At 36.9% G+C, this 26,711-nt stretch carries 26 protein-coding genes, 1 pseudogene and 1 riboswitch; of the genes and pseudogenes, 6 read left to right on the forward strand and 21 right to left on the reverse strand.

The window, feature by feature from the left end; all coding sequences use genetic code 11:
• Positions 1-6 precede the first annotated feature (6 nt).
• Entirely contained in the window at positions 7-1,194 is a 1,188-nt protein-coding gene (locus tag KHA93_RS15345; RefSeq protein WP_213111539.1) for an alanyl-tRNA editing protein, read from the forward strand.
• A 75-nt stretch (positions 1,195-1,269) separates the two neighbouring features.
• On the opposite strand, the gene KHA93_RS15350 is transcribed toward KHA93_RS15345, so the two are convergent.
• The 13 genes from KHA93_RS15350 to KHA93_RS15410 all read right to left on the reverse strand — a co-directional run bounded on the left by KHA93_RS15350 (position 1,270) and on the right by KHA93_RS15410 (position 13,881).
• Positions 1,270-2,235, reverse strand: coding sequence for an ABC transporter ATP-binding protein (locus KHA93_RS15350; RefSeq protein ID WP_213111540.1), 966 nt, complete (start codon positions 2,233-2,235; stop codon positions 1,270-1,272).
• Positions 2,210-3,223, reverse strand: a complete 1,014-nt coding sequence (locus KHA93_RS15355) for an ABC transporter ATP-binding protein (protein ID WP_213111541.1) — start codon at positions 3,221-3,223, stop codon at positions 2,210-2,212. The genes KHA93_RS15350 and KHA93_RS15355 overlap by 26 nt, the downstream gene beginning before the upstream one ends.
• A gap of 5 nt (positions 3,224-3,228) precedes the next feature.
• The gene (locus tag KHA93_RS15360) at positions 3,229-4,116 is read right to left on the reverse strand and encodes a DUF1028 domain-containing protein (RefSeq protein WP_213112961.1); all 888 of its coding nucleotides are present in this window, start codon (positions 4,114-4,116) and stop codon (positions 3,229-3,231) included.
• Between the two features lie 21 nt (positions 4,117-4,137).
• Positions 4,138-5,058, reverse strand: a complete 921-nt coding sequence (locus KHA93_RS15365; RefSeq protein ID WP_213111542.1) for an ABC transporter permease — start codon at positions 5,056-5,058, stop codon at positions 4,138-4,140.
• A 13-nt stretch (positions 5,059-5,071) separates the two neighbouring features.
• The gene (locus tag KHA93_RS15370; protein ID WP_349772303.1) at positions 5,072-6,004 is read right to left on the reverse strand and encodes an ABC transporter permease; all 933 of its coding nucleotides are present in this window, start codon (positions 6,002-6,004) and stop codon (positions 5,072-5,074) included.
• A gap of 100 nt (positions 6,005-6,104) precedes the next feature.
• On the reverse strand, positions 6,105-7,718 hold the full coding sequence (locus KHA93_RS15375) for an ABC transporter substrate-binding protein (protein ID WP_233711178.1): 1,614 nt from the start codon (positions 7,716-7,718) through the stop codon (positions 6,105-6,107).
• Between the two features lie 59 nt (positions 7,719-7,777).
• Complete coding sequence (locus KHA93_RS15380) at positions 7,778-8,830, reverse strand: hypothetical protein (RefSeq protein ID WP_213111544.1); 1,053 nt, start codon at positions 8,828-8,830, stop codon at positions 7,778-7,780.
• Positions 8,831-9,550, reverse strand: a complete 720-nt coding sequence (locus tag KHA93_RS15385) for a response regulator transcription factor (RefSeq protein ID WP_213112963.1) — start codon at positions 9,548-9,550, stop codon at positions 8,831-8,833. It lies immediately after the preceding gene.
• Complete coding sequence (locus tag KHA93_RS15390) at positions 9,528-10,334, reverse strand: sensor histidine kinase (protein WP_213111545.1); 807 nt, start codon at positions 10,332-10,334, stop codon at positions 9,528-9,530. Before KHA93_RS15390 ends, KHA93_RS15385 begins: the two co-directional genes overlap by 23 nt.
• Positions 10,335-10,901: 567 nt before the next feature.
• Complete coding sequence (locus tag KHA93_RS15395) at positions 10,902-11,189, reverse strand: phospholipase (protein ID WP_213111546.1); 288 nt, start codon at positions 11,187-11,189, stop codon at positions 10,902-10,904.
• A gap of 312 nt (positions 11,190-11,501) precedes the next feature.
• Entirely contained in the window at positions 11,502-12,062 is a 561-nt protein-coding gene (locus KHA93_RS15400; protein ID WP_213111547.1) for a DoxX family protein, read from the reverse strand.
• A gap of 281 nt (positions 12,063-12,343) precedes the next feature.
• Positions 12,344-13,330 carry an alpha/beta hydrolase gene (locus KHA93_RS15405; RefSeq protein WP_213111548.1) on the reverse strand — a complete coding sequence of 329 codons (987 nt, stop codon included), beginning with the start codon at positions 13,328-13,330 and terminating at the stop codon, positions 12,344-12,346.
• A gap of 17 nt (positions 13,331-13,347) precedes the next feature.
• Complete coding sequence (locus KHA93_RS15410; protein WP_213111549.1) at positions 13,348-13,881, reverse strand: helix-turn-helix domain-containing protein; 534 nt, start codon at positions 13,879-13,881, stop codon at positions 13,348-13,350.
• A gap of 237 nt (positions 13,882-14,118) precedes the next feature.
• Positions 14,119-14,218, forward strand: a riboswitch (guanidine-I (ykkC/yxkD leader).
• A 67-nt stretch (positions 14,219-14,285) separates the two neighbouring features.
• Between KHA93_RS15410 and KHA93_RS15415 the strand changes: the two genes are divergently transcribed.
• Complete coding sequence (locus KHA93_RS15415; protein WP_213111550.1) at positions 14,286-14,615, forward strand: DMT family transporter; 330 nt, start codon at positions 14,286-14,288, stop codon at positions 14,613-14,615.
• Positions 14,615-14,929: a DMT family transporter gene (locus KHA93_RS15420; RefSeq protein WP_213112964.1), complete on the forward strand. Its 315-nt coding sequence runs from the start codon at positions 14,615-14,617 to the stop codon at positions 14,927-14,929. The genes KHA93_RS15415 and KHA93_RS15420 overlap by 1 nt, the downstream gene beginning before the upstream one ends.
• A gap of 34 nt (positions 14,930-14,963) precedes the next feature.
• Here the strand turns inward: KHA93_RS15420 and KHA93_RS15425 are convergent, their stop codons facing one another.
• The 6 genes from KHA93_RS15425 to KHA93_RS15450 form a co-directional block, all read right to left on the reverse strand.
• Entirely contained in the window at positions 14,964-15,908 is a 945-nt protein-coding gene (locus KHA93_RS15425) for a hypothetical protein (protein ID WP_213111551.1), read from the reverse strand.
• Positions 15,898-16,413, reverse strand: a complete 516-nt coding sequence (locus KHA93_RS15430; protein ID WP_349772304.1) for a sigma-70 family RNA polymerase sigma factor — start codon at positions 16,411-16,413, stop codon at positions 15,898-15,900. The genes KHA93_RS15425 and KHA93_RS15430 overlap by 11 nt, the downstream gene beginning before the upstream one ends.
• A 228-nt stretch (positions 16,414-16,641) precedes the next feature.
• Positions 16,642-17,385: an ABC transporter ATP-binding protein gene (locus KHA93_RS15435; protein ID WP_213111552.1), complete on the reverse strand. Its 744-nt coding sequence runs from the start codon at positions 17,383-17,385 to the stop codon at positions 16,642-16,644.
• A gap of 1 nt (position 17,386) precedes the next feature.
• Complete coding sequence (locus KHA93_RS15440; protein ID WP_213111553.1) at positions 17,387-19,018, reverse strand: ABC transporter permease; 1,632 nt, start codon at positions 19,016-19,018, stop codon at positions 17,387-17,389.
• 163 nt (positions 19,019-19,181) lie between these two features.
• Complete coding sequence (locus KHA93_RS15445; RefSeq protein WP_432806351.1) at positions 19,182-20,219, reverse strand: Fe(3+) ABC transporter substrate-binding protein; 1,038 nt, start codon at positions 20,217-20,219, stop codon at positions 19,182-19,184.
• Positions 20,220-20,464: 245 nt separating this feature from the next.
• On the reverse strand, positions 20,465-22,417 hold the full coding sequence (locus KHA93_RS15450) for an elongation factor G (RefSeq protein WP_213111555.1): 1,953 nt from the start codon (positions 22,415-22,417) through the stop codon (positions 20,465-20,467).
• 264 nt (positions 22,418-22,681) lie between these two features.
• Here KHA93_RS15450 and KHA93_RS15455 point away from each other — a divergent pair, with 264 nt between their 5' ends.
• Positions 22,682-23,914 (forward strand): EAL and HDOD domain-containing protein, encoded by a 1,233-nt coding sequence (locus KHA93_RS15455; protein WP_213111556.1) that lies wholly within the window; start codon positions 22,682-22,684, stop codon positions 23,912-23,914.
• Between the two features lie 74 nt (positions 23,915-23,988).
• Here KHA93_RS15455 and KHA93_RS15460 read toward each other — a convergent pair whose 3' ends face one another.
• Entirely contained in the window at positions 23,989-25,245 is a 1,257-nt protein-coding gene (locus KHA93_RS15460; protein ID WP_213111557.1) for an MFS transporter, read from the reverse strand.
• Positions 25,246-25,404: 159 nt separating this feature from the next.
• Positions 25,405-25,644 (reverse strand): annotated as a pseudogene (locus KHA93_RS15465) (U32 family peptidase C-terminal domain-containing protein); the annotation flags it as partial.
• A 172-nt stretch (positions 25,645-25,816) separates the two neighbouring features.
• Here KHA93_RS15465 and KHA93_RS15470 point away from each other — a divergent pair.
• Together KHA93_RS15470 and KHA93_RS15475 are read left to right on the forward strand one after the other, a co-directional pair.
• Positions 25,817-26,197: a VOC family protein gene (locus KHA93_RS15470; protein WP_213111558.1), complete on the forward strand. Its 381-nt coding sequence runs from the start codon at positions 25,817-25,819 to the stop codon at positions 26,195-26,197.
• Between the two features lie 27 nt (positions 26,198-26,224).
• On the forward strand, positions 26,225-26,689 hold the full coding sequence (locus KHA93_RS15475; protein ID WP_213111559.1) for a GyrI-like domain-containing protein: 465 nt from the start codon (positions 26,225-26,227) through the stop codon (positions 26,687-26,689).
• Positions 26,690-26,711 lie beyond the last annotated feature (22 nt).

Consider the following 26,711-nt stretch of genomic DNA (forward strand, 5'->3'; position numbering starts at 1 on the left):
TTATGAATGTTACAAGACCGTTTATATTATAAAGATGCATATGTTACAAGCTTCACATCACGCATCGTAAAGCAATCACAGGATTCAGATGGTAATTGGTATGTCATACTAGAAAATACTGCGTTTTATCCTACTGGCGGAGGCCAGCCACATGATACAGGTACAATGAACGGGATTGAAGTACTTAATGTAGAAGAAGTTGATGGAGAGATTCGCCATACCTTGGCTGAGAAGCTGAATGCTTCCGGAGAAATTAAAGGAGTCATTAATTGGGGCAGACGCTTTGACCATATGCAGCAACATAGTGGCCAACATATTTTAACAGCTGCTTTTGTAGAATTGTTTGGCTTTCACACAGAAAGCTTTCATTTAGGAAAAGAGCTGTGCACGATTGATCTTTCGGTGGAAAATCTGAAGGATCAACAATTAGAAGCTGCAGAAAAGCTTGCAAATGATATCATTTTAAAAAACGTTCCTATCGAAACGAAATGGGTAACAGAGGATGAACTTGATCAATACTCATTACGGAAGGAACTTGCAGTGACTGATGAAATCCGCTTAGTCATCATTCCAGAATTTGATTATAACGGCTGTGGTGGAACACATCCAAACACGACTGGACAAGTGAGCGGAATAAAAATATTATCTATAGAAAAACAAAAGCGGAAAGTTCGGGTACATTTTGTTTGTGGCGGACGTATTTTACAGCAATTACATAGAAAAAACACCATTTTAGCAGAGACTTCTAGGCAATTAAGTGCCTCTGAAGATAGCATAAATAACTCGGTTGCCAAGCTTTTAGAAACAAATCGGGTATTAGAAAGGTCTTTAGAAGAAGCACGCGAATCCCTTTTAACGTATGAAGCAAAGGAATTACTATTAAAAAGTGAGTCCCCTTTGGTAAAAGACGTATTCTACGAGAGAAATATGCAGGACGTGCAGAAACTAGCACGATTAATTGTATCGATGGACGATGAGGTAATCGCCCTATTTGTAGTCGAAACTGAAAATCGACTGCAGTTTGTTGCTGCGAAAGGGACAGCGATTGGAACGAGCATGAAGAAAGTTTCAGAAGTAGCACTATTAGCTATCAACGGCAAGGGCGGAGGCAAAGATGAGTTCGTCCAAGGTGGCGGAGAACGGACCATGACTGGGAAAGAGTTGTTAAATAGAATGGCGGAATGTGTTCAATAGACAGTTACCCTTTAAATAATGAGGCAGTCCGGGAAATTTGAATTTCCAGACTGCCCCTTCTGTGGTTAACTTTAATTAATCATATAAATGACAAGCAACAAAATGACCTTTAGAAACTTCCTTCATTTCCGGTCTCTTTTGTTTGCAAATTTCCATACAAGAACTACAGCGTGTATGGAATGCACATCCTTGAGGTGGATTTTCCGGACTAGGGACATCGCCTTGGAGAATGATCCGCTCGCGTTTTACGCCAACTTTAGGTACGGGAACGGCAGATAACAACGCTTGAGTATAAGGGTGCAACGGCTCAGAATAAAGATCCGACTTATTTGCAAGTTCCACCATTCTGCCCAGGTACATAACTCCAACCCTTGTACTAAAATGTTTTACAACACTTAGATCATGGGCAATAAATAAATATGTCAGTTTAAGTTTTTCTTGTAAGTCTTGCATTAAGTTTAAGACTTGTGCCTGAACGGATACATCCAGGGCTGAAACGGGTTCATCCGCCACTATTAATTTTGGTTCTAGCATTAAAGCTCTTGCGATACCAATACGCTGCCTCTGTCCCCCACTAAATTCATGGGGGTAGCGATCAGAAAAGCCTTGATTCAATCCTACAAGTTCAAGCATTTCTGCAACTTTTTCTTCTCTTTCTTTTTCTGTATATAAATGATGAATTCTTAACGGCTCTTTTAATATGCTTCTAATAGTTTTTCTAGAGTTTAGTGATGAGTATGGATCCTGAAAAATCATCTGAATATCTTTTCGGTACGGACGTAATTGTCTAAAATTCATATCCGCTAGATTTTCCCCATTATATATCACTTCACCTGAAGTAGGCTTCCATAATTGTAAAACCGTTCTACCTAACGTTGATTTTCCACAACCACTTTCTCCAACTAAACCAAGTGTTTCTCCTTCATTCAATGTAAAACTGACATCATCGACGGCTTTAACATAGCTTGAAGTTCGGCTGATCAATCCTTTTTTTACAGGGAAATACTTTTTCAGGTTACGTACGGCTAATAGCTCCTCCATTGGCCACCCCCCTTTCTTCCTCGGTGTATAACCAGCAGCTTGTATAATGGTTGTGTCCTACGTTTATACGTAAAGGTTCTTCAGCATAACAGCGTTCCGTTGCATGTGCGCATCGTGGTGCGAAAGGACATCCTGATGGCATTTCTTCTGGAAGCGGAACAGAACCAGAAATTGCATCCAACCTCTTCTTTTCATCTGTCAGGCTGGGGATTGAGTTTATTAATCCAACTGTATACGGGTGTTTCGGAGCGTTAAAGATTTCAGCAACTTCTGCTTCTTCCACCACTTTTCCTGCATACATGACAATTACTCGATCACAAACCTCCGCTACTACACCTAAATCATGTGTAATCAACATAACAGCTGTATGATATTCTTTCTGAAGTTTTTTCATCAAATCTAATATCTGCGCTTGAATCGTTACATCTAAAGCGGTTGTTGGTTCATCGGCGATTAGAAGCTTCGGATTGCATGATAAGGCCATAGCGATCATCACACGTTGTCGCATTCCACCTGAAAGCTGATGAGGATATTCATCTACAACGCTTTCGGCTCTAGGTATTCCAACTTTCTTCAACATATCAATGGCTCTCTTTTTTGCCTCTTTTTTTGAAAGCTTCATATGTGAAGTAATCATTTCAATCATTTGAAAGCCAATTGTAAAAACAGGATTCAACGAAGACATCGGGTCTTGGAAAATCATTGCCAACTCTTTACCCCGATATTGACGATATTCAATATCCAATAACTGTTTTAATGATTTCCCCTCAAACACAATGTCACTATTTTCTCCTACCTTACTAAACTCTTTCGGGAGCAAGCCCATAACACCAAGTGATGTTACACTTTTACCACAACCAGATTCACCAACAATTCCAAGCATTTCCCCAGGGAAAACCTGGAAATTAACTCCTCTTACCGTTGGAATAAAATCTCGATCTTTCTTAAAAGCTATTTTCAAATCTTTTACTTCTAATAGTGCTTTCATTGTCTTCATTCCTCATCTTGAAGTAAGAGATCGATGTATTCAACAACTTTATAGTCTACTTTTCCTTTGTCTTGAACTCTTTCATCAAAGTTTTCAATTAAATGGAAATCTTTAAGTGCCTCAAGTATTTCATCATCAGTCGGTTGATCTACCTTTATGAAGTTCAACTTTTGCAAAGCAGCAGAAAGCTTTGTTTTCAATTCACCTTCAACAAGTAGAATATCCTCCGGATTTGATTTTTTAAAATATAATTGGTGCAAGGCAAAGATTCTTTCTAATTCCTTCACAGGTTCTTTATGATCGTCCACCCGAAGGTCTAAATATCGATCTGTTACACCGCCGTATCCACCATTTTCCTTCACTACTAATAACGCGGCAGATTGCTTGCCTCTTCGATCGCCACCTGCTTCTTCGCCACTTTCCAAAGCCTTTAAAAGTCGTGTTGCCAAGTCTCCCTCTGTTTGTTGAAATGTAACGGCCATTGCCTCAACAACTTCAGGTCCAGCTAAAATATTCCCTTGGCAAGCAAAATTCTCACCGGCAATTCCTCCTGCCCACTCATAACATTCACTACCTGAAAAAGAGGCGCTATTCCCATTGGCGTCTACCATCCCAACTTGTCTGAGTAGCTTTTGCTCATCTTTCTCTGTCAGAATGTTTACCACTTCTTCAGCGCTTTTTCCTTCTGCCATTAGCTCTAGCCCTTCTAATCCATAAAGCGGATTAGCCCAAGATTGTGTAGCTACGGCTCCCACCCCAGCTTTTGCCCAAGGAACAATAGAACCTACAGAGAGAAATTTGGAGGCAACGGCTACTCCTAGCTCTTTCGTTTTCGGATCAAACCCAACAATTGAATACGTATTTACATAATCTTGAGGTACTTTATTTTTCATCATAAATGATCATCCTCCCATTTATTTTGATTTAGGATCTAGTGCGTCACGCAGCCCATCACCGACTAAATTGACTGCAAGAACGACTAGAAAAATAGCAAATCCAGGTAATAAACTTACATGAGGGGCCACCCTAATAAATTTTTGTCCCTCGCTTAGCATAACTCCCCATTCTGCCATTGGAGGCTGTGCTCCTAAACCTAGAAAGCTCATTCCTGAAGCCGCTAATATCATCCAACCAACATCCAAACTTGCCGCAACGATAATTGGAGGCAAACAATTAGGCAATATATGATGGAAAATAATATGAATATGCCCTGCCCCAAGTGCTCGTTCTGCAAGAACAAATTCCATATTTCGGAACATTAATGCACTGCTTCGTACAATTCTTGCGTAGTAAGGAATGCCTACAATACTGATAGCGATCATTGTATTCATCAAACCAGGTCCTAACGCGGCAATGATAGCTATAGCCAATAGAACATAAGGAAAAGCCATTAATATATCAATAAATCTCATAATCACTGTATCGAAGAATTTTTGAAAATATCCTGCAATAAGTCCTAAAATAGCACCGAAAAATAATGCTATAAACACCGCAATAAAGCCTACCGTAATGGAAACTCTTCCTCCCCATATTAACCTGCTTAAAATATCTCTTCCTAAATCGTCTGTACCGAATAAATGTCCTTCTGTTCCAATTGGCTTTAAACGATTCGCCAAGTCGACAGTTTTTGGATTATCAAGTGGTAAAATGGGAGCCAAATAGGTAATAACTAAAATAATCGAGAGTAACAGTAAACCAGCTACCGCAGCTTTATCGCGCAATAACTTCTTCCATGCTGTTCTCCAAGGACTTTTTCGGGTGATTGGTTTTCCTTCATTACGAGTTTCAGGGGAAACTAGTACATTATTAGGAGTCTTGCTCATATTAGGTTCCACTCTCTTCACCTCCCTATTTATAAGAGATCCGCGGATCGAGCAAGGCGTATAGAATATCTACAATTAAATTTACGATGACGTATGTAGTAGCTACAAAAAGAATGATTCCTTGAACTAAAGGAAAGTCTCTTGCCAATATTCCATTGATCATCAATGTACCTATTCCTGGCCAAGCGAAGACCATTTCGACCAGCACTGCTCCTGCAAGCAAAAATCCAACTTGCATGCCTAGTACAGTAAGGACAGGGATGAAGGCATTTTTTAATGCATGAATGTAAATAACACGTCGTTCTTTAATCCCTTTTGATCGAGCTGTTCGAATGTAATCTTGTTCTAGTACTTCGAGCATACTGGATCTAGTCATTCTCGCAATGACAGCTCCAGCTCCAGCTGAAAGTGCTAATGAAGGCAATACGATGTGCTTTAATAAATCGACTAATCCTGATTCTCCAGGAGAATACATACCTGAGATCGGGAATAATTCAAGTTTAAGACCAAATATAATTTGTAAAATGATACCTAGCCAAAAAACAGGTAAACAAAATCCAACTAGAACAAAAAACATAAGTCCACGATCTATCCAAGAGTATTTTTTATAAGCGGAAATAATGCCAACCCCGATTCCAATAACCGCCGCAAAAAGTGCACTGGAGATCGTTAAAATTAATGTTGCATTAAATCGATCAATGACAAGCGGCAATACATCCATTTTCATTTGAATCGATCTTCCCCAGTCACCTGTAAATACATTTCCAATCCAAGTAAAATATTGAATGTACAAAGGTTGATCTAAACCAAGCTGGGCATTTAATTTAGCAATCGACTCTGCTGTTGCTTTCGGACCTAGTATAATTTTTGCAGGATCTCCTGGAGATAAATGCATGATAGAGAAAACAAGGATGGTTACACCTAGTAAAACAGGAATTAGCCCTCCTAATCTCTTCAAAATATATGTAAACAACTCATTCACCTCGTTCCGTACTAAAAAATGATTGTACTCTTGTGAAACAACAAAGAGGAGTTGCTCTCCTCTTTGCTGTAAACCATTATTCTACTGTTACAGTCGAAAATCTAAATACACCCGTTGGATGAAGTTTAAAATCTTTAATACGACTATTTGCAACAACAATTTGCTTTTCATGATCCACGACAATCCAAGGTGCATCTTCCATCACTAACTCTTGAACTTCTTCGTATATCTTTGTACGTTCAGCTTTGTCTTTTATGACCCTGGCTTTGTCCAACAATTCATCAACCTTTTTATTTTGGTAATATGCATCATTGAAACCAGCTGTTGGCCATTGCTTACCACTTAGTAAAATATATAAGAAGTTGTCAGGGTCACCATTGTCACCCATCCAAGACATTTGGTGCATATCCATGTCATTCTCTTCTGCTGGAACAAATACTTTATCTAAATACGTTCCCCATTCCAGAGTTTGAATCTTTACATTTACACCGATTTCTGCCAAGTCTGCTTGGATGGCTGCTGCCATTGCTTCAGGCTGCTGCATCCCACTTCCAGATTCCGGTACCCAATAGGTCACATCGAAACCATCTGGATAACCAGCTTCTGCTAATAGCTTCTTCGCTTTTGCAGGGTCATGTTCATAATTTTTCACATTTGGATTATGACCCCATACAGTTGGTGGTACAGGACTGTTTGCCACTTCACCTGTTCCTTGTAAAATTCCTTCTACAATCGCTTCTTTATTAATAGCATAGTTAATCGCTTGACGAACTTTCACATTATTAAAAGGTTCACGTTGCGTGTTAAGAGCTGTCCACCAAACGTGCATACCAGCTTGTTCAATTACTTGCAGCTTTGAGTCATCTTTTAGTCTGGCAAGATCATCCGGCGGAACGTTTACGATAAAATCAATACTTCCTGATTCAAGCTCCGCTAAGCGTGTTTGCGGTTCTGTGATTGGTTTAAATATTAACTTATCAACAGAAGGCGCACCTTTAAAATATTCTTCGTTCTTTTCTAAAATAACTTCGACGCCTGGATTCCATTTTACAAATTTATATGGACCAGTTCCGACTGGATTTTTCGTAAAATCAGCACCGTATTTTTCAACAGCTGTTGGGCTGACGATACTCGCTGCATGCATAGCCATATTTCCTAAAAACGGAGCAAACATTTCTTTCAATGTAATTTTTACCGTGTATTCATCGACAACCTCTACTTTATCAACGGATCCAAAGGTAAAATCGGCGTAAGCATATTGTCCAGTATCATGGAACGGATGCTTCGGATCGATTTGACGATCAATACTGAACTTAACTGCATCTGCATTAAATGGAGTTCCATCGTGGAATTTAACATCCTTTTTCAAATAAAAAGTATATTCTAGACCGTTATCAGAAACATCCCACTTTTCTGCTAGGCCCGGCTCTAGCTCTGTACTCTCGTCTTTAAAATGGACGAGCTGATCATATAATTCCATAGCTGTCCGGCTCGAGTTGAAGTCTGACAACTGATGAGCATCTAAAGATGTCGGCTCAGCCTCCAGCCCAATAACAATCGTATTGTTCTTTTCTGTTTTTGCGTTACCGTCTTTCCCCTTTTCATTAGAGGTCTTGGAACTACTACAACCACTAATGACTAAAACAACAATAAGAAAAAAAGAAAGTACCATTAATTTGGTTCTCCCCATGTTTTCAACCCCCTCTTTTTGCTTATTATAGGGAATTTTCAAACAATAATGTTGCAATATTATTTCATTTTTTTAATGTTTTTTGACATTCTGAAAAATAGAAATAAAAGAATAAAACCACTAATAAGGATCCCCGAAAAACTATATATATTCAAAAGGGTCAGTTCTTGATGGTAAAAAACAATCGCACATCCTGCTGCAATTAAAATTAGAGTCTGAGGAATTCTCAATAACCTTCTATGATCCAGCTCATCTTCAAATAGAAAAAAAGAAAGTACTAACGTAAGCAAAGTACATATATAAAGAACTATTCCTATTAAATGAGAGACGTTCGGAGTTGAAAGTTTTCTAATCATGTACAAGAGCAACTCGTTAACATGATTCACTTCCAAATTTTGAGTAATCGCAACAACCATCATCGTTGAAAAAGCCAAGATAAAAGTTGAATAAATAAATACTGCTACGAATAGCTTGCGAATTCCTTTATTAAACGTTGTTCCCGCATATTTAGCCAGCAGTTCTCCTTGCAATAAAAACTTCGTAAAGAAAATCAAAAAAGCAATGGCAATAAGCAGCCACAAGTCCTTTTGATCATTATGGAGAATACTAGGATGATAATGTAAGAGATCGTGGTATACGGATTCGAGACCTTTTTGCAAATAGATATAGGTAGGTAGAAAAATGGCTAAACTACTTATTAAAATAAATTTGGTATTTTTAAGGGCAAATATCAACATTCTAATTTTTGATAAAAATATAATGACCCCGAAGGTTATCGCGACTGTAAAGAAAATAGAAACCGTATAGTGCAAATCAAAAAAGGCTTGTAAGAGCAGCCCACTGATCACAAAATGTAAAATGAATATTTCAAGAAACCATATTGCAAGCAGAAGTCCCTTTAACCATTTTTGGATCCTTACAGGAGGAGAATTAGAGAAAATAGGCTTTAAAAACGGTAGTGCAGCACAAAACGCCAGTAAAAAAGTGCACACAATCACAATGCCCGCAAACACTCCAAATCGAATGACGGCCTCACCTATGAGGAAAATCATGCTAATGGAGATCCAATTGGAAATTAAATACGTTACATTTAAAGGTTTTAATGTTTTCACTTATGCAATTCCTTTATTTCGATATTCTTTTGGTGTACAGCTTGTTATTTTTTTAAATGCGTTACTAAAATAATGTTGGCTATTAAAACCACATTCTTCTGCAATACGTTGAATGGACCAATTTTTTTGAAGCAATAACAGACTCTTTGCTTTTTCGATTCGATAATTGAGTAAATAGTCTGAAAAAGACGAACCGACTTCCTCACTAAAAAGTCTACTTAAGTAACTAGCGTTAATATGAAGCTTCATAGCTATTTCTGATAGTTTAAGAGACATCTTATAATTATTTTTCACTAACTGTATTACTTCATGTACTACTTCTGTATGGTTATTATATTCCGGATGATCATTTAAAAATAGATGAAGACTTTCTATTAATTCTCGTTCTACAACTGGCTTGACCAGATAATCAATTACTTTTAAATGAATCGATTGCTTCGCATAATCGAAATTTTGGAATGCCGACACGATGATGATTTCTAATGAAGGCATGAGGGACTTAAGCTTTTCAGCCACTTCCAATCCATTTCTTCCAGGCAATTTAATATCCATAAGTGCAAGTTGAAATTGCTTTCCATCTTTTATCATATCTTCGGCTAATTCCATTGCTTTGGATCCGAATAAAGCCTTATAAATATTCCATGTTGGAAAATGCGAATGAATGAGCAATTCCAATTGTTCCAATTCAATTGGCTCATCATCCAAAAGAAGAATATTCATGTTCATTGTCACCTCCCAGCTCGTCAATATTGAAAATCTTTGGTAAAGAAACTTTCACCTTTCCTCCTGTTTCCTTTTTATTATTTAAGAGAAAATCAATTTGGGCTTCCTCTCCGAATAGTAAATTTAGACGCTTTGTTATATTCATTAATCCTACGCCCACTTGATAGTCGCCAGATAATGGATGATATTTAAAACCAGGGCCGTTATCCTCTACAGTAAGGTTAAGCCGCTCTTCACCAGTAGAACGCACTGTAATGTTCAATATCCCTTCTCCCTCAACACTTTCGATTCCATGCTTAAAAGCATTTTCAACTAATGTCTGTAGGACATACGGAACAATCATAGCTTCTTCAATTTCTTCCTCAACATTCCAATTCACATGAAGACGCTCACCGAAACGTAATTGTTGGATTGCGATAAAATGTCTAGTATATTCTAGTTCTTCACGTAGTGTATAGAGTGATTTTTCTTCATTGTATTTAGAACGTAAATACAGCACCATATGCTCAAATACATTTTCCAATCGCTCATATCTCTTTAACCTAATTAATCCGAGCATGGAATTCAAAGCATTGAACAGAAAATGAGGTTGGATTTGTTGATTCAGTTGAATATATTTGCTTGTTTCCAGTTCTTTTTCCAATAATACTTGTGTGTTCTCCACTTCCAGCATATAGACTTGTCTTTCAAATGCATTGAAAAATATAAGAGTGATTAGTCCAACCACTGGTCCTAGTACACTAATTAATATTAATAAAAAGAAACTTTCATAGGAAACCATTGATTAGTTTCACCACTTTCAAAAGATTATTAATAATATTACTATGAAAGGTGACTTTATTACTAGAGGAGTTATTGATTTTCGGCAGAAGTCCTCCGCTGTTAATCGTTCGAAAGAAGTCTTTTCATTCAGAAGAGGTGTCGACTAAGAATGCAACGGATTAATATAGCATCTTCTATTTGGAATGATCGATATTACTTTTTGCCTTCGTCCATACTGAGATCAAAATGAATGGGGCTGTCTAATATGTCCCTAAAATAAGTGAAGAAAAAACGGGTCGTTTTTCTCCATTAAAAAGCACATAATTAAATTTGGCACAATGTTGATTGTAGCGGAAGGTGTGAGACTCCTTCAGGAATACGGAGCAGGGGAGATCCCGCAGGCGCTGAGGCTCTGAGGAAGCTCCCCGTACCGCCAATGCCTGTAGCGGAAATCAACAGTCCAGGTAAACAGGGCCAATTAAATAAAAAGAGAGGGACCTCCCAAAAGTAGTCAATTACTACGACTTTTTGGACTGGCCCCAGAAACAAATATTTTTTACATTGAACAGGATAAGTTGAACGTGATTCATAAAGTATCACAATGGAATAATATTTGGAATTTCATATATTCGTATAAAAGGGAGGCATGTCTTCCTGTTCTCGTATGAGGATTCTTTATTGAGCGTAGACGGCGAAGGAATGCCCGATCACAATCACAAGAGCTGCCATACCGTTGATAACATTCATCATGTGCCTTACAAGCCGCATCCACCTCATTAATTGGAGCACCCGGTCCACTACAACCTGGCCCACACCAGCGGTATCCTGGTAAAACACATATACGCAATCTTCTGCGATACCTTTTTCTTGTCATTAACACAACCTCCCTCCGATAAGTTATTTATATAAGATATTCCATTTTGAACAGATATGTATAAGCTGTTTTCTTAACTGTAAGAGGCTTGAGATTACAAGAACAAAAGCGCAAGCGACTGTCCATCGACGTACAAACTTCAGTGCCTTTGACTGAGATAAAGGAAACACGCCGAGGTTGGAAAAGCGGAAGGCGTTGGAGCTAGACGGAAACAACCTCCTTAAAGATATCCACATCGTTTCCAATTTATTTTTTTCTAAAGCATAAAAAAACCATTCCTAAAAACTAGGAATGGTCTTAGAAAAAATAAAATTAAAATTTAAGAGAACTTTCTCTATTACTTCGATTCCAAGGTGTGCCTAGTAACGGCAGAGCCCAACGATCTAATCCATACCAGCCCGCAACTTTCCAAGCTAATACTAACCAGGTTGCTAGAATGAACAACAACGGATTAATGCTCAAGGTGCCGGCGAAAAGAAAACTTACATTCATTAATGCACCAAAGAATGCAGCAATTCCAGTTAATAAACCAACTATTAATCCTAAACCAACGAGTAATTCACCGTAGGCAACCATAAAAGAAAAAGCTTTGGCGTTCGGCAATACCATACTCTCTAAAAAGTTAGCATACCATCCAGTAACATCTGCCCCTTCTTGAGACTTTGCTAATGCTCCCTTTACAAAACCTTGAATAGCCGCTCCAGCATTTTCACCCGTCCAAGCATCGCTTGTCACCTTTCCCCAACCGGCGGTCAACCAAGTATAGCCCACATATAAGCGAATAATTAACCAAATCACAGCGGAACGTGTATTACTAAATAAAAATTTTGAAACAGGGTTTTCAGATATCACAATATTTTGTTTGTCAAACATCGCTCTTCCTCCTCGAATTTCATCAAATTTCATTATATTATAAAAAAGGTGAAAATCCGAATTTTTACTTATTTCATTCCGGACTTAAATGCTTTCAATATTAATATTGATTTTCCTTATTACTTTATTTTTAAACTATCGAATAAGAAGATAGAGACATCCGTTTATGAATGTCTCTCATTACACTACTGAATCACTTTTCTCATTTTCCTAATTATTATAAATGATAAAACTCCAAAGATAGCTTACAACATTCAATGGTTTATACAATGGTAGTATTACTAACCAATATGAATCGTCTCCTGTGGTACATTTTTTACATCTTCCTTCCAGTTGTTTAGCCAAGAAGTTAGATGTTTTACTAGCTCTTCATGAATCGGTTTACCTACTGTTTTTAAGTAATCCTTTTTAGCCGTTAATGCAGAAATAGGTGTAAGTTGAACCTTTAAACCGTGATCCATATTTTCAATTAGGAAAAGTGACACAGGTCCTTTCGCATTCTCTGGGATTCTATTTAGAAAATCATGACTTGTTTGAAAGTCCTTTAAGCCATTAATAGCAAGAACAGGACATGTAATCTTCTTTACCCCCTCAATAATGTCATATTTAAAATGCTCGCGGAAATACTTAGCTGGCATTTTCACAAAACCAGCAATCTTGACGATATCTTTGCTTGTTGAAGTCATTTTTCGATAAAGTCCTTGTGCCTGTTTCTCACTTTTTTCAATCGTATTAAGTTTCTTAATAAGAAATCCTTTAAACCCTTTTGTGTTACTCATTTCTTTATATACTTGCTGTCTTTGCGCATCGAGACTTTCTTGCAATCCTCCGCCCCCACCCGAAAGAAGAATTAAGCCATTAACTGGCCTTCTCTCATTTAACGCAGTTCCTACTATACAGCCTTCACTATGCCCTAACACAATGATCCGATTTGAATCTACTCTAGGATGGCTCGCTAAAAACTCCAGAGCATGTTCAGCATCTGAAACAGCATCCCATAGCCCTGTCTTTAAGAGACTGCCTTCACTTTCTCCAACACCACGTTTATCATAGCGGAGAGTAACAAAATCTAGTTGAGTAACGATTTTTTCTAAGTCTTTATATAAATTAAATTTAAATTTTCCTTTATCGGTACTTCCATCTCGATTAATATTCCCAGAGCCTGCAAGAAATAAAATGGCTGGAAGTTGGTTTTCCTCTGAGTTTGGAAACGTCATTGTTCCTTTTAACAAAACATCACTTTTGATACTGATTTGCTTTTGTTCCATTTTCTTATTCCTCCCAATTAATTGTTTTCAGATGTTACTATCGTTGTAAATGTTCTTTTTCGCCGATTTTCTCCCTCTTCATTCTGAAGGAGCTTTACTGCAGCGCTACTTAATGTTTGTAAGAACTCCAAGTATTCTTCGTCCGTTGCATAAAAGCTTATTTGTCTATAACCGGCTCCGTCTTTTTGCATATCGAACTCCTTCTGACTTACGTACCTTTCAAAATCCGCTAAAACAACAGAAATAAATTTCATAAATGAATCCATATGTTCTTCCTTCGTCCATTTCGATATTTCTTCAGGAGAAATGGATCCAGCTTGTTCTGGCAAGGCATAAACTTTTTCAACAGCACCTCGAATTGGGTTTTCTTCCACCACCTCAATCACCTTTGCCTGTAATAGCTTGTTTAAATGGCGATACAATGTTGCCTGTGGGATATCATGAAGTTTCTCTCCAATTTGCTGAACGGTTAACTTTCTCCCGTTGATCAATGTTTGTATAATTCTCATTCGGACTGGATGTAATATTACGTCTGCTTTTGATTCCTTCATATCTTTCTATCCCTTCTATTGTTATTGTTATCGATAATGATAACAATAATTGATAAAAAATACTGACATAGATAGTCAATAAATATTAGTTGATTTATTCCCTTTTTCACTAACCATTATCAATTATGATAATAATGCATTAGGAAAGTATTGTCAATATTTTTTTGGAAATAAAAATCATTTCTCATTGCTTGAAAAAAAGATGCCCTTGTGTATAATGTTAGATAATTGCATAACATAAATGTTTTCTAGGGTTCCGCAACAAGTTTGTTGGACTGGTCCGAGAGAAAACTCATAGTTTTTAACTATGCCACGGAAGGATAAAAGCCTGGGAGAAACTGTTTAACAGTTATCTCTCGGGCTTTTTTGTTTTTTAATATAAAAAAATTGGAGGTTGTTTATTCATGAATGCAAACTGGTTAAAAGTAGTGATTGCAGCTTTTTTTGAGGTTTTTTGGGTGATTGGATTGAAACATGCAGATAGCTTTTTATCCTGGGTAGGAACTGCTATAGCTATTTTCATCAGCTTTTACTTAATGATTATGGTAGGGCGTCAACTTCCCGTTGGAACGGTTTATGCAGTTTTTGTTGGATTAGGTACGGCAGGTACGGTATTTTCCGATATCCTTTTCTTTGATGAGCCATTTAATATTGGGAAAATCCTTTTAATCTTCGCTTTATTAGTAGGTGTTATTGGTTTGAAATTAGTGACAAAAGAAGGAGTTGATTCGTGATGGCATGGGTTTCTTTAGTGATTGCAGGGCTTTTTGAAATGTTTGGTGTATTAATGATCAATAAATTGCATAAAGACCGCAATTGGCAGTCAGTGATTCTGCTTATTTTAGGATTTGGAGCAAGTTTTCTATTTCTTTCCCATGCCATGCTTACATTACCGATGGGTACTGCGTACGCTGTTTGGACCGGAATAGGTGCTTCTGGTGGAGCTATTTTAGGTATGATGTTATACGGTGAGTCAAAAGACTGGAAACGAGTCATGTTCATCATCATGATCTTAGGTGCAGCAATTGGTTTAAAACTATTTTCTTAAATAAATTCGGATCAAATATCATGAACGAAGCAGTTCATGATATTTGATCCCATATTTTTGAAAAAATCTCGTTATCCATTTTGAAATAAAAATCTGAAGATCCATAGCTTATATACCCACCTTTGATGATCACCAAGCTTACTCGAGATCCATCCTCTAGGTGAAGAATCAGCTGTTTATATTGTTTGTCATTTCGAAAATCACCAAGAAGTTCTTCTACCTTTTCACGAGTCTCGGGAAGGGTATGGTTAAGTTCATTCACAAAAGCTGACAAGGTCTTTTTATCCTTGACTGGTTGGAAATAATCCTTGCTATGATTCCAATCACTATATGTTCTGTATTCTGCCATAACTATATGATTGTCTAGTTTTAATTGACCAAAAATATCTTTTCCATCGCGGATTGTAATGCCATTTAAGCACTCATAAAATTCTGCCTGATTTTCTCCATTTTCTTCATCATACGCCATGATTCTAAAATCTTTGTCATATCCTTTAACTGAGTATATTTCCCTCTTGCCAATAGTAGAGGCAAATTCAACTGAATATTGATCTTGTTTGCTCCATTCATCTATTGTAGGTTTGGTTGTGCCAAGCTTTTCGTCTATTAATGCTTTTGCGTGTTCCGAATCTATTTCCGTTGCAGTATGTGTATAAACCTTTCCGTTATATACGACAAGCCCAATCATCTTCATATTTTCCGAACTCGTTTTTGGTAATTGAATTGGAGGAATTGTTAAGGAGTTGCGTTCTTGTACAATGTTTGTACTCTCATTTGATTTAGAAGACTGTTGGCTAAAAATACTATATCCCCCTATACCAACTACAAGACAAGCGGCTGCGACTATCCCTTTTATTGGCATATTCCTTTTACTCCGTGGCATTTCTGCCTTTGCCATTAAAACACCCATTTTACTTTTTTCATGCAGTTCTGAAGGTATTAATATTCTATCCATTTCTTGTTTCACTTTATTGCTCACCAGCCTCATCTCCTTTCCATTCTTTACGAAGTTTTTTTATGGCTCTGTATAAAATGGTTTTTGCTGTTCCTAGTGGAATTTCAACTGATTCCGCCACTTCTTTAATCGTATAATCATGGTAAAACCTTAAAATGACAACATTCTTCTCTTCTTCATTCAAAAGGTCGAGTAAATCATTTAAAGAGATGGAAAGAGGGATATCCCCTTCGTAATCTTGAGAACGAATCATTTCCTCAAATTCTCGCTTCATCGGAACAACCTTTTTTTGTCTTCTCAAAATATCGAGCGAGCACCTAATGGCAATTTTCATCAACCATGTTTTAAAATACTTTGGTTCCCGCAAATGTTGAATTGATTTAAAAGAACGATACGCCGTCTCTTGTACGACATCTAGTGCATCTGCTTGATTTTTCACATAAACATATGCAGTACGATAAATATCTAATTCGTATTGTTGAAACAGCTTTAAGAATGCTTTGTCATTTCCTCTTTGTGCTTTCCTCACTAACTGTTCGATTTATACCACCCCCCAGCCTTTCACTTATTAGACGTATACGATATTTATTTGGCTTTATATTTTTTCTTGCTCAAAAAAAATAACCTCTTGTAGCTTTCACAAACTACAAGAGGTTATTGGAACTTACGCATTCTTCCATACAGTCGTATATTTCTTTTTATACTTAGGGTCGTCCTCTAATTCAATTAACTCTAATGCTTTTTGCTCAATACCTTCCTATACTCCAGCAAAAGCCGGCTCGCTTTGTTCTACATTAAGCATTGTAGGCTTGGGCACCTGAGCTCCTAATAAATCACACGGTCTTCCGATATTTTGAATTTTACCCGCTCTAATTTGTACAATTCGGTCTGCAATTGCCAGCGCATCGTTTTCATCATGTGTAACAAAGATAGAAGTAATTCCAGCACTCTTTAAAATGTTCCGCAAATCCTTACGAATTTTTAATTGAAGCTCGGAATCTAAGTTGCTAAATGGTTCATCGAGTAAAATAAGACTTGGGTTCGGGGCAATGGCACGTGCAATCGCAATACGCTGCTGCTGACCTCCACTAAGTTGATGTGGATACCTTTTTTCATAATCAGCCATCTCTACCAGCTCTAAGACCTCTTTCAACCTTGCCTTCTTTTCACTCTTTTTCATATTGAAAAGGCCAAAAAGGATGTTTTCAGCAACGGTCATATGTGGGAACAACGCATAATCCTGAAAAACCATGCCAATTCCCCTCTTTTCCGGCTGCACAAACGTATGTTGATCAAATATCACACTATCCTGGATTGTAAATGAACCTTGGCTAGGCAGTTCAAGACCTGACAACAAACGTAGAACCGTACTTTTTCCACTTCCGCTTGGTCCAAGAATAGAAATAACCTCGCCCTTTTCTATTGCCATTTCAAAACAATCCAAAGCTTTTTCCTTTACATGAGGATATGAAAAACAAACATTTTTGATTTTAATAAACATCTTATTGTGGCTCCTTTTCAAGTAGCTTATGGAAAACAAAAATGGCCGTGGCACTGATTGCAACAATAAGTAATGATGCTTGTGATGCTTCCATTATTTTTTCATCACTCGCATATTGGAAAGCTTTCGTCGATAATGTATCAAAATTAAATGGCCTTAAAATCAAAGTTAACGGAATTTCTTTTAAAATATCAACAAATACAAGAATAAATCCACTTATAATGGCTCCTTTCATCATGGGAACATCGACTTTTAAAAATGTTTTCGTTAACCCCATGCCTAGAAGCCTTGATGCATCGCGAAAATTAGTTCCAATCTTATCGTATCCTGATTCAATTGAATTAAAACCGATGGCAAAAAAGCGAATAATATATGCCGCAATGAGCATGACAAGGCTGACACTTAGAACTAGACCGGTATCAATGCCGAGCATTATATAAACCGGAGCCAGAGCCTTATCAACTGCGATAAAAGCAGTAACTACAGCGACAGCGATGACTGCTCCGGGAATCGAATAGCCAAGCACCGTCAATTTCGGGAGTGCTTTTGCTATTTTGCCGTGAACAAGTCGACCGAAATTGCCGACAATAAGGGCGAAAAAGATGATAAGTGTTGAACTGATTCCCGCTACCATGACAGAATTTTTCACATATAAAAGAAAATTATTAAACGGGATTTTCCCCCACGTCAAGATTAACCAATCTATTAATTGAATACTTGGTATCAAAAAAGCAAGGCTAAAAATAAACATACCGTACAAACTGGCAAGTATTGCTTTCTTTCCCTTCAAACGCACAAGTGGGAGCGGCCTAATTTTAGTGGACGAAAAACTATACTGTTTTTTCCCTCGTAGCAATTTTTCAACAATAAGAATAAATATAACTAGACCCATTAAAGATGCGGCAAGTTTAATAGAAGATTCAATGTCTCCTAGCCCAAACCATGTTTGGAAAATAGCTGTACTGAATGTTTGGATACCATAATATTTTACAACCCCATAGTCATTCAATACTTCAAGTACAACTAAGCTTGCGCCACCTATTATGGAAACACGAGAAATTGGAAGCACAACTTTGAAGAATATTTGCCATGGTCCCCTGCCAAGAACTCTTGCACTTTCAATGAGCGAAGCAGATTGTTGAGATAAGAAAATTCTTGTGATTGTATATACATATGGATATAAAAATAACGTATAGATGAAAATGGCTCCAGGTATATTCATAATGTCAAAATAAGCTGGATTTACAGTAATATCAAATTGATTTCGTAAGGTTTTTTGGATAACGCCAGTATAGTTCACAATTCCGTGATACGTGTAAGCACCAATGAATGGTGGAATAGATAGCGGTAATATAAGTGCCCATTTCAAAAAATTCCTTAAAGGAAATTGATATTGGGCTATTAACCAAGCTAGGCTAAGTCCGATAAAAATGGTTAATAACGCTGTTGAAATTACAAGAATAATAGATGTTTGTAAATATTGAAACAGTACATGTTCTTTAATATGAAGCCAATTTTCTGTTACTGGTGAAAATATCCCTGTAACAATCGATAAATTTGGAAGGAATAATAAAAGAATAATAACTGTTGCTGCTATCGTCCAACTATTCACATTCACAAGAAACTTTCGCATGATGCCTACACCTCTGAATCAATGACCAATTACGGAATTTAATACACATTTACTGTATGTAGAGTTTAAAGTTAATACGCTTTCCGGTCTTTATGATACTATTTTTCAAACCTTTGATAACCGCAAGAAACCCCTTGCTAGCATACAGCAAGGGTTCTCTCTATTATTTCCAGCCGACTTCGTTGAAAATCATGATTGCTTTGGCGTTATTATCACCTAGAACTGATAGTGGGATGTCTTGTTCCTTGAACTCTCCCCATGATTGTAACAATTCAGACGGTTTGACATGTTCATTTACAGGATATTCATAATTTGCTTCTGCAAAAACTGCTTGTGCTTCATCTGCAGATAAAAACTCAAGTAGTTTAACAGCATTGCCTTTATTTTTAGATGCTTTCACAACTCCAGCACCACTCACATTAACATGAGCGCCATTTGTATCTTGGTTTGGGAAAAATACTCCGAGCTGTTCAGCCACTTTAACTTCTTCAGGATCTTCGGAATTAAGCATTTGACCAAAATAATAAGTGTTCATAATAGCAACATCGCCTACACCCGCAGCTATCGCTTTTGCCTGGTCACGGTCTCCGCCCTCAGGGTTTTGAGCCATATTGTTTACAATACCTTGAGCCCATTCTTTTGCTTTTTCCTCACCATCAATTTCAATAAATGATGCAAGAAGGGATTGGTTATATACACTTTCAGATGAGCGAACTAAAATGCGTCCTTTCCACTTGTCTTCTGTTAGAGCTTCATAAGTAGAAAGTTCTTCAGGTTTAACTTTTTCTTTATTATACACTAAAATACGAGCTCTTTTCGTTAAACCATACCACATTTTATCTTTATCTTGGAATTTTGCAGGGATTTGCTTATCAAGCACTTCACTGGAGACTGATTGTAGCAATCCAGCATCCTTTGCACGGAATAATCTTCCAACATCAGCGGTTAAAAAGAGATCTGCCTTCGTTGCATCACCTTCACGCTTGATTCTTTCAAGCAATTCGTCTGCTTCTCCTTTAATGATGTTTACTTTAATACCTGTTTGTTCTTCAAATTTAGCATATAGTTCATTATCGACATCATAATGTCGGCTAGTATATAGATTAACTTCTTTGCTTTCGGCAACTTTTTCATTCCCTTGGGAATTAGAAGATCCTTCTTTATTTTTTTCCGGCTGACTTCCGCAGGCTGCAAGTGCCATAACAAAGCAGCAGATTAATATCGAAAAAACTTTTTTCAAGTTATTTCACTCCCTATTAATATATGTAATCACATAAATGAAAATGATTCTCAATTTCAATTATATGGATGAGAGCCTATTTGTCAATTACTTTTAACAATATTTTTTCTCTAGTATATATTTAGGAAGGTCGCATACTGATTTCGTTTTAGTATTTATTCAGTAAAACTATCCAATAGATTAATTATTGTTTCAACGGTTTATTTTTACAAGGCATGCATTTCCTGCTCCGCCTCCTCCCATCTCACAGTATACCCCTGACCTTTAGCACAAAAGATGGAGGAAGAAGTATATTTTGGATCAGCATTTTTATCATACCCAATTCTTTCAATGACTTCCTTCTCATTATGGCATCGTTCATATCCTGAAAAAACGAGGGAAATGGCTCCCTTCCCATGGGTAAGAGCAGATAATTGGGCAGGGTAATCCATAAACGTTGCAACCGGTGCGATTCCTGATAAAAATGCTTTATCTCCTTCTGTTTTTGGCGGATCAAATATACCGTGTCTCGCTTGAATGTCGGAAATGACACGGCCCATCTGTTCAATATCGATTTTTATTTTATATTGATAAACTGGCTCCAGTACGATATTTTTTGCTTTTTCCAAACCTTGTCGTAACGCTCTAAAGGTTGCCTCCCTAAAATCCCCACCTGATGTATGCTTATTATGGGCACGTCCTGTGAGTAATGTGACTTTTACATCGGTCAATGGTGAACCTGTTAAAAGTCCATTATGTTCTCGTTCAAAAAGATGATGTTGAATAAGATTTTGATTACCAACAGACAAATCATCTGCATGGCAAGCATTTTCAAACGTAATTCCGCTATTGCTCTCCGCTGGTTCTAGCCTCATATGCACTTCCGCATAGTGTCCTAAAGGCTCAAAATGCCCATAGCCATTCACGGTTGTTTCAATTGTTTCCTTGTAAAGAATTTCAGGTTTGTCAAAAGTAACTTTTAACTGGAAACGATCGAAAACGATTTGTTCCAATACTTCGAGTTGAATAATGCCCATGACATGGATATGAATTTCCTGCAAACTTTCTTCCCATATGACGTTTAAAGACGGATCCTCAGCATCTAGAATGTTAAAATAACGAATAGCCTCTTTAATATTAACTCCTGTCTCGAATATTACTTTTGATTTCAGTGTCGGGATCATTTCATAATGGATTTTTTCTCGTATTGATCCAATACCTTCACCAACTTCAGTATTAGACAAGCCCGTAACCGCAAACAGTTGACCAGCTTCAACCTGTCTGACTGATTGAAATTTATTCCCACTGTACAGACGGATTTGGGTAACTTTTTCAGTAATTGACTTATCCCCATCTCCGTATTCAATTTCCTCTCTGACATGTAACGTTCCTTGTAGGGCTTTAATAAACGTTACACGAGTTCCATTCTCGTCATGGCGTATTTTATAAACTTGACCAGCAAAAGGAGATTCGTTTTCGTAAAAAGTAGATGTTAATAAATCGATCTTTTCAAGAAAGGAATCAACCCCAATATCCTGAAGGGCAGAACCACACATACAAGGAAAAAATTGATTCTCATTAATCATTCCTTTCATTGCATTCAACCACAATTCTTTGTCGTACCCCTTTTCCATATAACGCTCGAACAGGGCTTCATTTCTTTCCGCGATGAATTCAATTAAATCCTCACTCATTTCACCATTAGACAAAGAATCAGTTAGATTATAAACATCTTCCGTTAAGTTCAATCGAATATCTTTTATCACGGCACTTACGTCCGCTCCAACACGGTCAATTTTATTAATAAAGAAAAAAGTTGGGACTTGATGTTTTCTTAAGAGCTCCCAAACCGTTTCGGTATGTCCTTCTATCCCTTCTACTGCACTCATAATGATGACAGCATAATCCATCACTTGAATGGCACGTTCCATTTCAGGAGAAAAATCGACGTGGCCAGGAGTATCGATTAAATAATAATGAGAATCACGATAAGAGAACATCGCTTGTTCAGCGAATACCGTAATTCCTCGTTGTCTCTCAATGTCGTGATTGTCTAAAAAAGTATCCTGATGATCAACGCGGCCTCGTTTCCGAATGCTATTTGTATGATAAAGAATTTGCTCAGAAAAAGTAGTTTTTCCTGCATCTACATGAGCTAATATTCCAATTGTTTTATTCATACTCGTACCTCAATTCAGAGTCGTTCTTTGTAACTAATATTATAGCAAATGGATCAAAAGAACATTTCTCTATTTTCATACTAGAAATGCACCTCTTAGAAAATATTGTCAATTTTCTAGGAATATCGACCTCGTACATTGTAATTATTTCCAGTTTAATATATATTCGTAGTATGATTTGTAATTTTCTAAATAGGATTAATATTAAATGAATAATCTTTATAAAAGTAAAGTAAGATCGTGGTAATTTTTAGGGGGAGTCGTATGGAGTTTTTTGTAGCGAGACAGCCGATTTTTACAAAAGCGAAAGAGATTTTTGCGTATGAATTGCTCTATCGCAGCAATCAAGAAAACATATTCCCTGAAATTGATGGAGATGTAGCAACGACTGATGTCATTGTTAATAGTTTTATTAACATAGGAATTGGTCAGCTTTCAAATGGGAAGCCATGCTTTATTAATTTTACTGAAAGGTTACTAAACTTAAGACTCCCTTCCTATTTCCAACCAAATGAAATTATCGTAGAAATTCTGGAAACCGTAGAATTTAATCAAAATTTAGTGAACATATGCAAAGAACTTAAAACTCAAGGATATCAAATAGCCCTTGATGATTTTGTATTAAATAAGGAAAATCCATATTCCTATCCTTTATTGCAGCTTGCGGATATTGTAAAGGTTGATTTTCGAGAAACTACTGTACAAACAAGACAAATCATTGAACTAATTTCGAAACACTCCAACTTTAAATTACTTGCTGAAAAGATTGAAACGAAAGAGGAATTTGATTTAGCTGTAAAATCTGGCTACGAATATTTTCAAGGATACTTTTTTTCCAAGCCTGTCATTCTTTCAACTAAGGATGTACCTGAGTATTTTCAAAATTACTTTGCCATTATCAATCTTTTATCTAATGATGAACCCGATCTCGAACGAATAACCGAGTTAATTGAACAAGATTTATCATTATCTTATAAGCTATTAAAGCTCATCAATTCACCGGCTTATCGCCCTGCCAGTAAAATAAATTCTATTAGACAGGCGATTGTCCGACTTGGATTGAATGAACTAAAAAAATGGCTTTATATTCTTTCCATAAGAGGTAGTTCGACCGTAAGAAGCGAATGGTCTAAAGAAATATTCTTCAATAGTCTTGCCAGAGCGAAAATGTGTGAACTCATTGCCATACATATAGACATACAAAAGGAAGCATCCTCCTATTTCTTAACCGGAATGTTTTCCCTTATGGATGTATTATTTGGCCAGCCCATGGATGAAATATTACATTCGATGCCACTTCAAGAGGATATTTGTGATGCTTTAAAAGGACATTCTAATCAAATGAAGGATACGTTGGATTTGATTATTTCCATTGAAAAAGGAGACTGGGAGGGTTTTAATATTTGTTGTGAGAAGCTACATATCGAGGACCATATTGCTCACAGTAGCTATTATGAAGCTTTCAAATGGGCGAAACAATTAATCGAGGAGCAATAATGAAAGGAAAATCCGATAAGTCATCTGGATTTTCCTTTTTAAGTAATCCATTTTTCAATGCATTTATATTTTCACTATGCTGCTTGTCTTACTTCTTGCCGCTGTTCTTTAATCAACATTCCTCCAATTAATCCTATCAACGAAAATACCACGGGTATGATAAAACCATAATGATATCCTACAGTACTAGGAGCAGTGTGAAAGTGATCGAGTATTTTTCCGAAAATGATCGGTAACAGAACAGCACTTAAAAAACCTCCTGTATTGGCGAAACCCGATACGACTCCAACGACTTTTATATCAAAAGATTGTCGGACAACAGCGAATGTTAAAGAGCTGGCACCATTTCCAAAACCAATAATTAAGAAAAGAATAATGAGTACGATATATGGTGGTTTTCCACCAACTACAAATAAAGCAAGCCAACTTAAAAAAATCACAAAATGGACAAGTACATAGGGGCGCTTGATAGTGCCTAATCGGCTTGCAATCCAAGTTGTTAGAGGAGAGCCAATAAGTGCTCCAATAAGACCAATCATGACAAGCTGACTTGCACTTGAACGAGACATCCCATATACATGGATCCCGTACGGTACTGCCCAAGAACCAATGAATCCAATATACGTACCTACAAGACCGAAGTGACAAAAGAAGGTAGCCCATGCTTGACGATCAGAAAATATTCTACGTAACAGCAACCCTGTTTTTTCCCGTTTAGACTCAGTCCGATTAGAAATTTTATAATCCTTAATGATTTGTTTCGGCTTTTTTTCAAGGACATAAAAAAGGAGACATGCACAAAGACATAAAATAATTCCTACTGTAAAAAAGACTGGCCGCCAACCCGATATCCCAATCCAGGCAGAAAATGGCACGGTCGCCATTAATACTCCTAAGCTTCCTGACATTCCTGCTATCCCAAGTAACCCGATAAATTCTTTCACTTTGAACCACTGACTTAGAATTAATACTAGATTAACCCATATGGCTGCATCGCCAATCCCAACCATCAGCCTTGCCAAGAGAAGGATAAACTCGTTGGGAGCAATACTATATACTAATGTTCCTACACCATTAAGCAATGTTCCTACAATTAAAAATAGATTTGGGCCAAAACGATCTGATAAAATCCCGACCGGAATTTGTAAGCTAGCATAGGCAAAAAATTGAATACTCGTTAATAATCCAATGGTTGCTGCAGTTACTTTGAAATCATGCATCAATTGGTCTGAAATTAATCCTGGTGCCGTTCTTTGACTTACAATCAAAAAATACGCTAATAATACCGTCGCAAATACAATCCATCTATATCTACTATTTTGCTTCTCCACTGATGTCGACTCCTGTATCTATAAATATCTATTCATTATACTCCTAAGAGAACCTATCTCACCAATTAAAATATGGAAATGGAAAGAAAAATATAAAAAGGAATGAGTTACTAATTTAGCAACCCATTCCTTGTACATTATATTCCTATTTAGCATTCTTTATTTTCTTTTCCGTATCATATCATAAGGCTTAACAGGAGCATTAACTTTCATTTTTACAATCATCATCGCATTTGGTGCACGATCAATTGGATTTCCCTCTTCACCCCACAAAAAATCAATTGTTTGATATAAATGAGAAAACTCTAGCCCATAAAATTCAATTTCATCTCCAACAACAAATAAATTACGTTGTTGAATCGTTGCGATTTGCGTCTCTTCATCATATTCAAATATTTGTCCTTTGAACCTCCCTCGACTAAAGTCGAAAGATTCCTACCCCGTTACTCCTTTTGGAGGACTTCCTTTTTTTGGATATCTTTTTGTTCTTAGGAAAGGAGTATAGAGGGAAAATAGTACAAGTTATCGAATAAATATTTATTCTAAAAAATTCCAAAAAGGAGACTTATTCATGTCTGTTAATATTGAAAGCAAGATTAAGCATTTCTCCGCCATCTTCTTTGTTTCTAACCGTAAGGAAGTAATGGATTATTATAGCAAATTAGGGTTTTGGTGTGATTATGAAATGGGATTCGTTGAACGGGATGGACTCATGCTCATTGTTCATGAAAGTGAAAACTCGAACTCTATTGTTCCCAATTCTCCTATACATGGAAATGAGGCTTTACATATATTTGCGATGGTTGAGGGTGTTGACAACTTATATGAGGAGTTTAAGTCCAAGGGGGCAGTATTTCAATATATTTTAAGAACGAATCCATACAAAATGAAAGAGTTTGCCATTATAGATCCGCAAGGTTATACGATTGGGTTCGGGGAACCAATAAGTTAAAACTTTACTAAAGGGGTTATGGATACAATGAGTCAGGCAAATTTTGAAGTTGTCCAATTAGACGAGAAAAAATATATCGGAGTAGCTGCCACTTCTTCCTTCCAAAACATCACAGGAATAGCTGAAGCACGAAACATTTTCATGGACAGAAAAAGGGAAATTGAACTTATCGGAGACGAAAATACATATACATGTGTCCATTTCGCAAATGAAGTATTATTCACTTATATTTATTGTGTGGGAGTCCAAGAACTAAAGACGATTCCAAACGGAATGATTGGGTTTACAGTTCCAAATCAACAATATGTTAAATTCTGTTCAACTGGTGAAGAACCATATGAAGCTATTAGCCATTATGTAAAAGAAAACGATATGGTCATAAATACAAACGCTGTTTCTTTAGAAGTTTTTAAATTTGGTAAAGAAGAGAATAAATATAATGCTGATATTTACGTCCCTTTTTTATATAAAACTGTAGAATCATTCAATTGAAATAGAGCATGGAAAACTCCAT

It is taken from the genome of Lederbergia citrisecunda (assembly GCF_018343695.1).
Lineage (GTDB): Bacteria > Bacillota > Bacilli > Bacillales > Bacillaceae_C > Lederbergia > Lederbergia citrisecunda.

Coding starts and splice junctions, on each gene's coding strand:
- KHA93_RS15345 (WP_213111539.1), top strand. CDS start 7: ATGTTACAAGACCGTTTATATTATAAAGATGCATATGTTACAAGCTTC.
- KHA93_RS15350 (WP_213111540.1), bottom strand. CDS start 2,235: ATGGAGGAGCTATTAGCCGTACGTAACCTGAAAAAGTATTTCCCTGTA.
- KHA93_RS15355 (WP_213111541.1), bottom strand. CDS start 3,223: ATGAAAGCACTATTAGAAGTAAAAGATTTGAAAATAGCTTTTAAGAAA.
- KHA93_RS15360 (WP_213112961.1), bottom strand. CDS start 4,116: ATGAAAAATAAAGTACCTCAAGATTATGTAAATACGTATTCAATTGTT.
- KHA93_RS15375 (WP_233711178.1), bottom strand. CDS start 7,718: ATGGGGAGAACCAAATTAATGGTACTTTCTTTTTTTCTTATTGTTGTT.
- KHA93_RS15385 (WP_213112963.1), bottom strand. CDS start 9,550: ATGAATATTCTTCTTTTGGATGATGAGCCAATTGAATTGGAACAATTG.
- KHA93_RS15390 (WP_213111545.1), bottom strand. CDS start 10,334: ATGGTTTCCTATGAAAGTTTCTTTTTATTAATATTAATTAGTGTACTA.
- KHA93_RS15395 (WP_213111546.1), bottom strand. CDS start 11,189: ATGACAAGAAAAAGGTATCGCAGAAGATTGCGTATATGTGTTTTACCA.
- KHA93_RS15400 (WP_213111547.1), bottom strand. CDS start 12,062: ATGTTTGACAAACAAAATATTGTGATATCTGAAAACCCTGTTTCAAAA.
- KHA93_RS15405 (WP_213111548.1), bottom strand. CDS start 13,330: ATGGAACAAAAGCAAATCAGTATCAAAAGTGATGTTTTGTTAAAAGGA.
- KHA93_RS15410 (WP_213111549.1), bottom strand. CDS start 13,881: ATGAAGGAATCAAAAGCAGACGTAATATTACATCCAGTCCGAATGAGA.
- KHA93_RS15415 (WP_213111550.1), top strand. CDS start 14,286: ATGAATGCAAACTGGTTAAAAGTAGTGATTGCAGCTTTTTTTGAGGTT.
- KHA93_RS15420 (WP_213112964.1), top strand. CDS start 14,615: ATGGCATGGGTTTCTTTAGTGATTGCAGGGCTTTTTGAAATGTTTGGT.
- KHA93_RS15435 (WP_213111552.1), bottom strand. CDS start 17,385: ATGTTTATTAAAATCAAAAATGTTTGTTTTTCATATCCTCATGTAAAG.
- KHA93_RS15440 (WP_213111553.1), bottom strand. CDS start 19,018: ATGCGAAAGTTTCTTGTGAATGTGAATAGTTGGACGATAGCAGCAACA.
- KHA93_RS15445 (WP_432806351.1), bottom strand. CDS start 20,219: ATGGCACTTGCAGCCTGCGGAAGTCAGCCGGAAAAAAATAAAGAAGGA.
- KHA93_RS15450 (WP_213111555.1), bottom strand. CDS start 22,417: ATGAATAAAACAATTGGAATATTAGCTCATGTAGATGCAGGAAAAACT.
- KHA93_RS15455 (WP_213111556.1), top strand. CDS start 22,682: ATGGAGTTTTTTGTAGCGAGACAGCCGATTTTTACAAAAGCGAAAGAG.
- KHA93_RS15470 (WP_213111558.1), top strand. CDS start 25,817: ATGTCTGTTAATATTGAAAGCAAGATTAAGCATTTCTCCGCCATCTTC.
- KHA93_RS15475 (WP_213111559.1), top strand. CDS start 26,225: ATGAGTCAGGCAAATTTTGAAGTTGTCCAATTAGACGAGAAAAAATAT.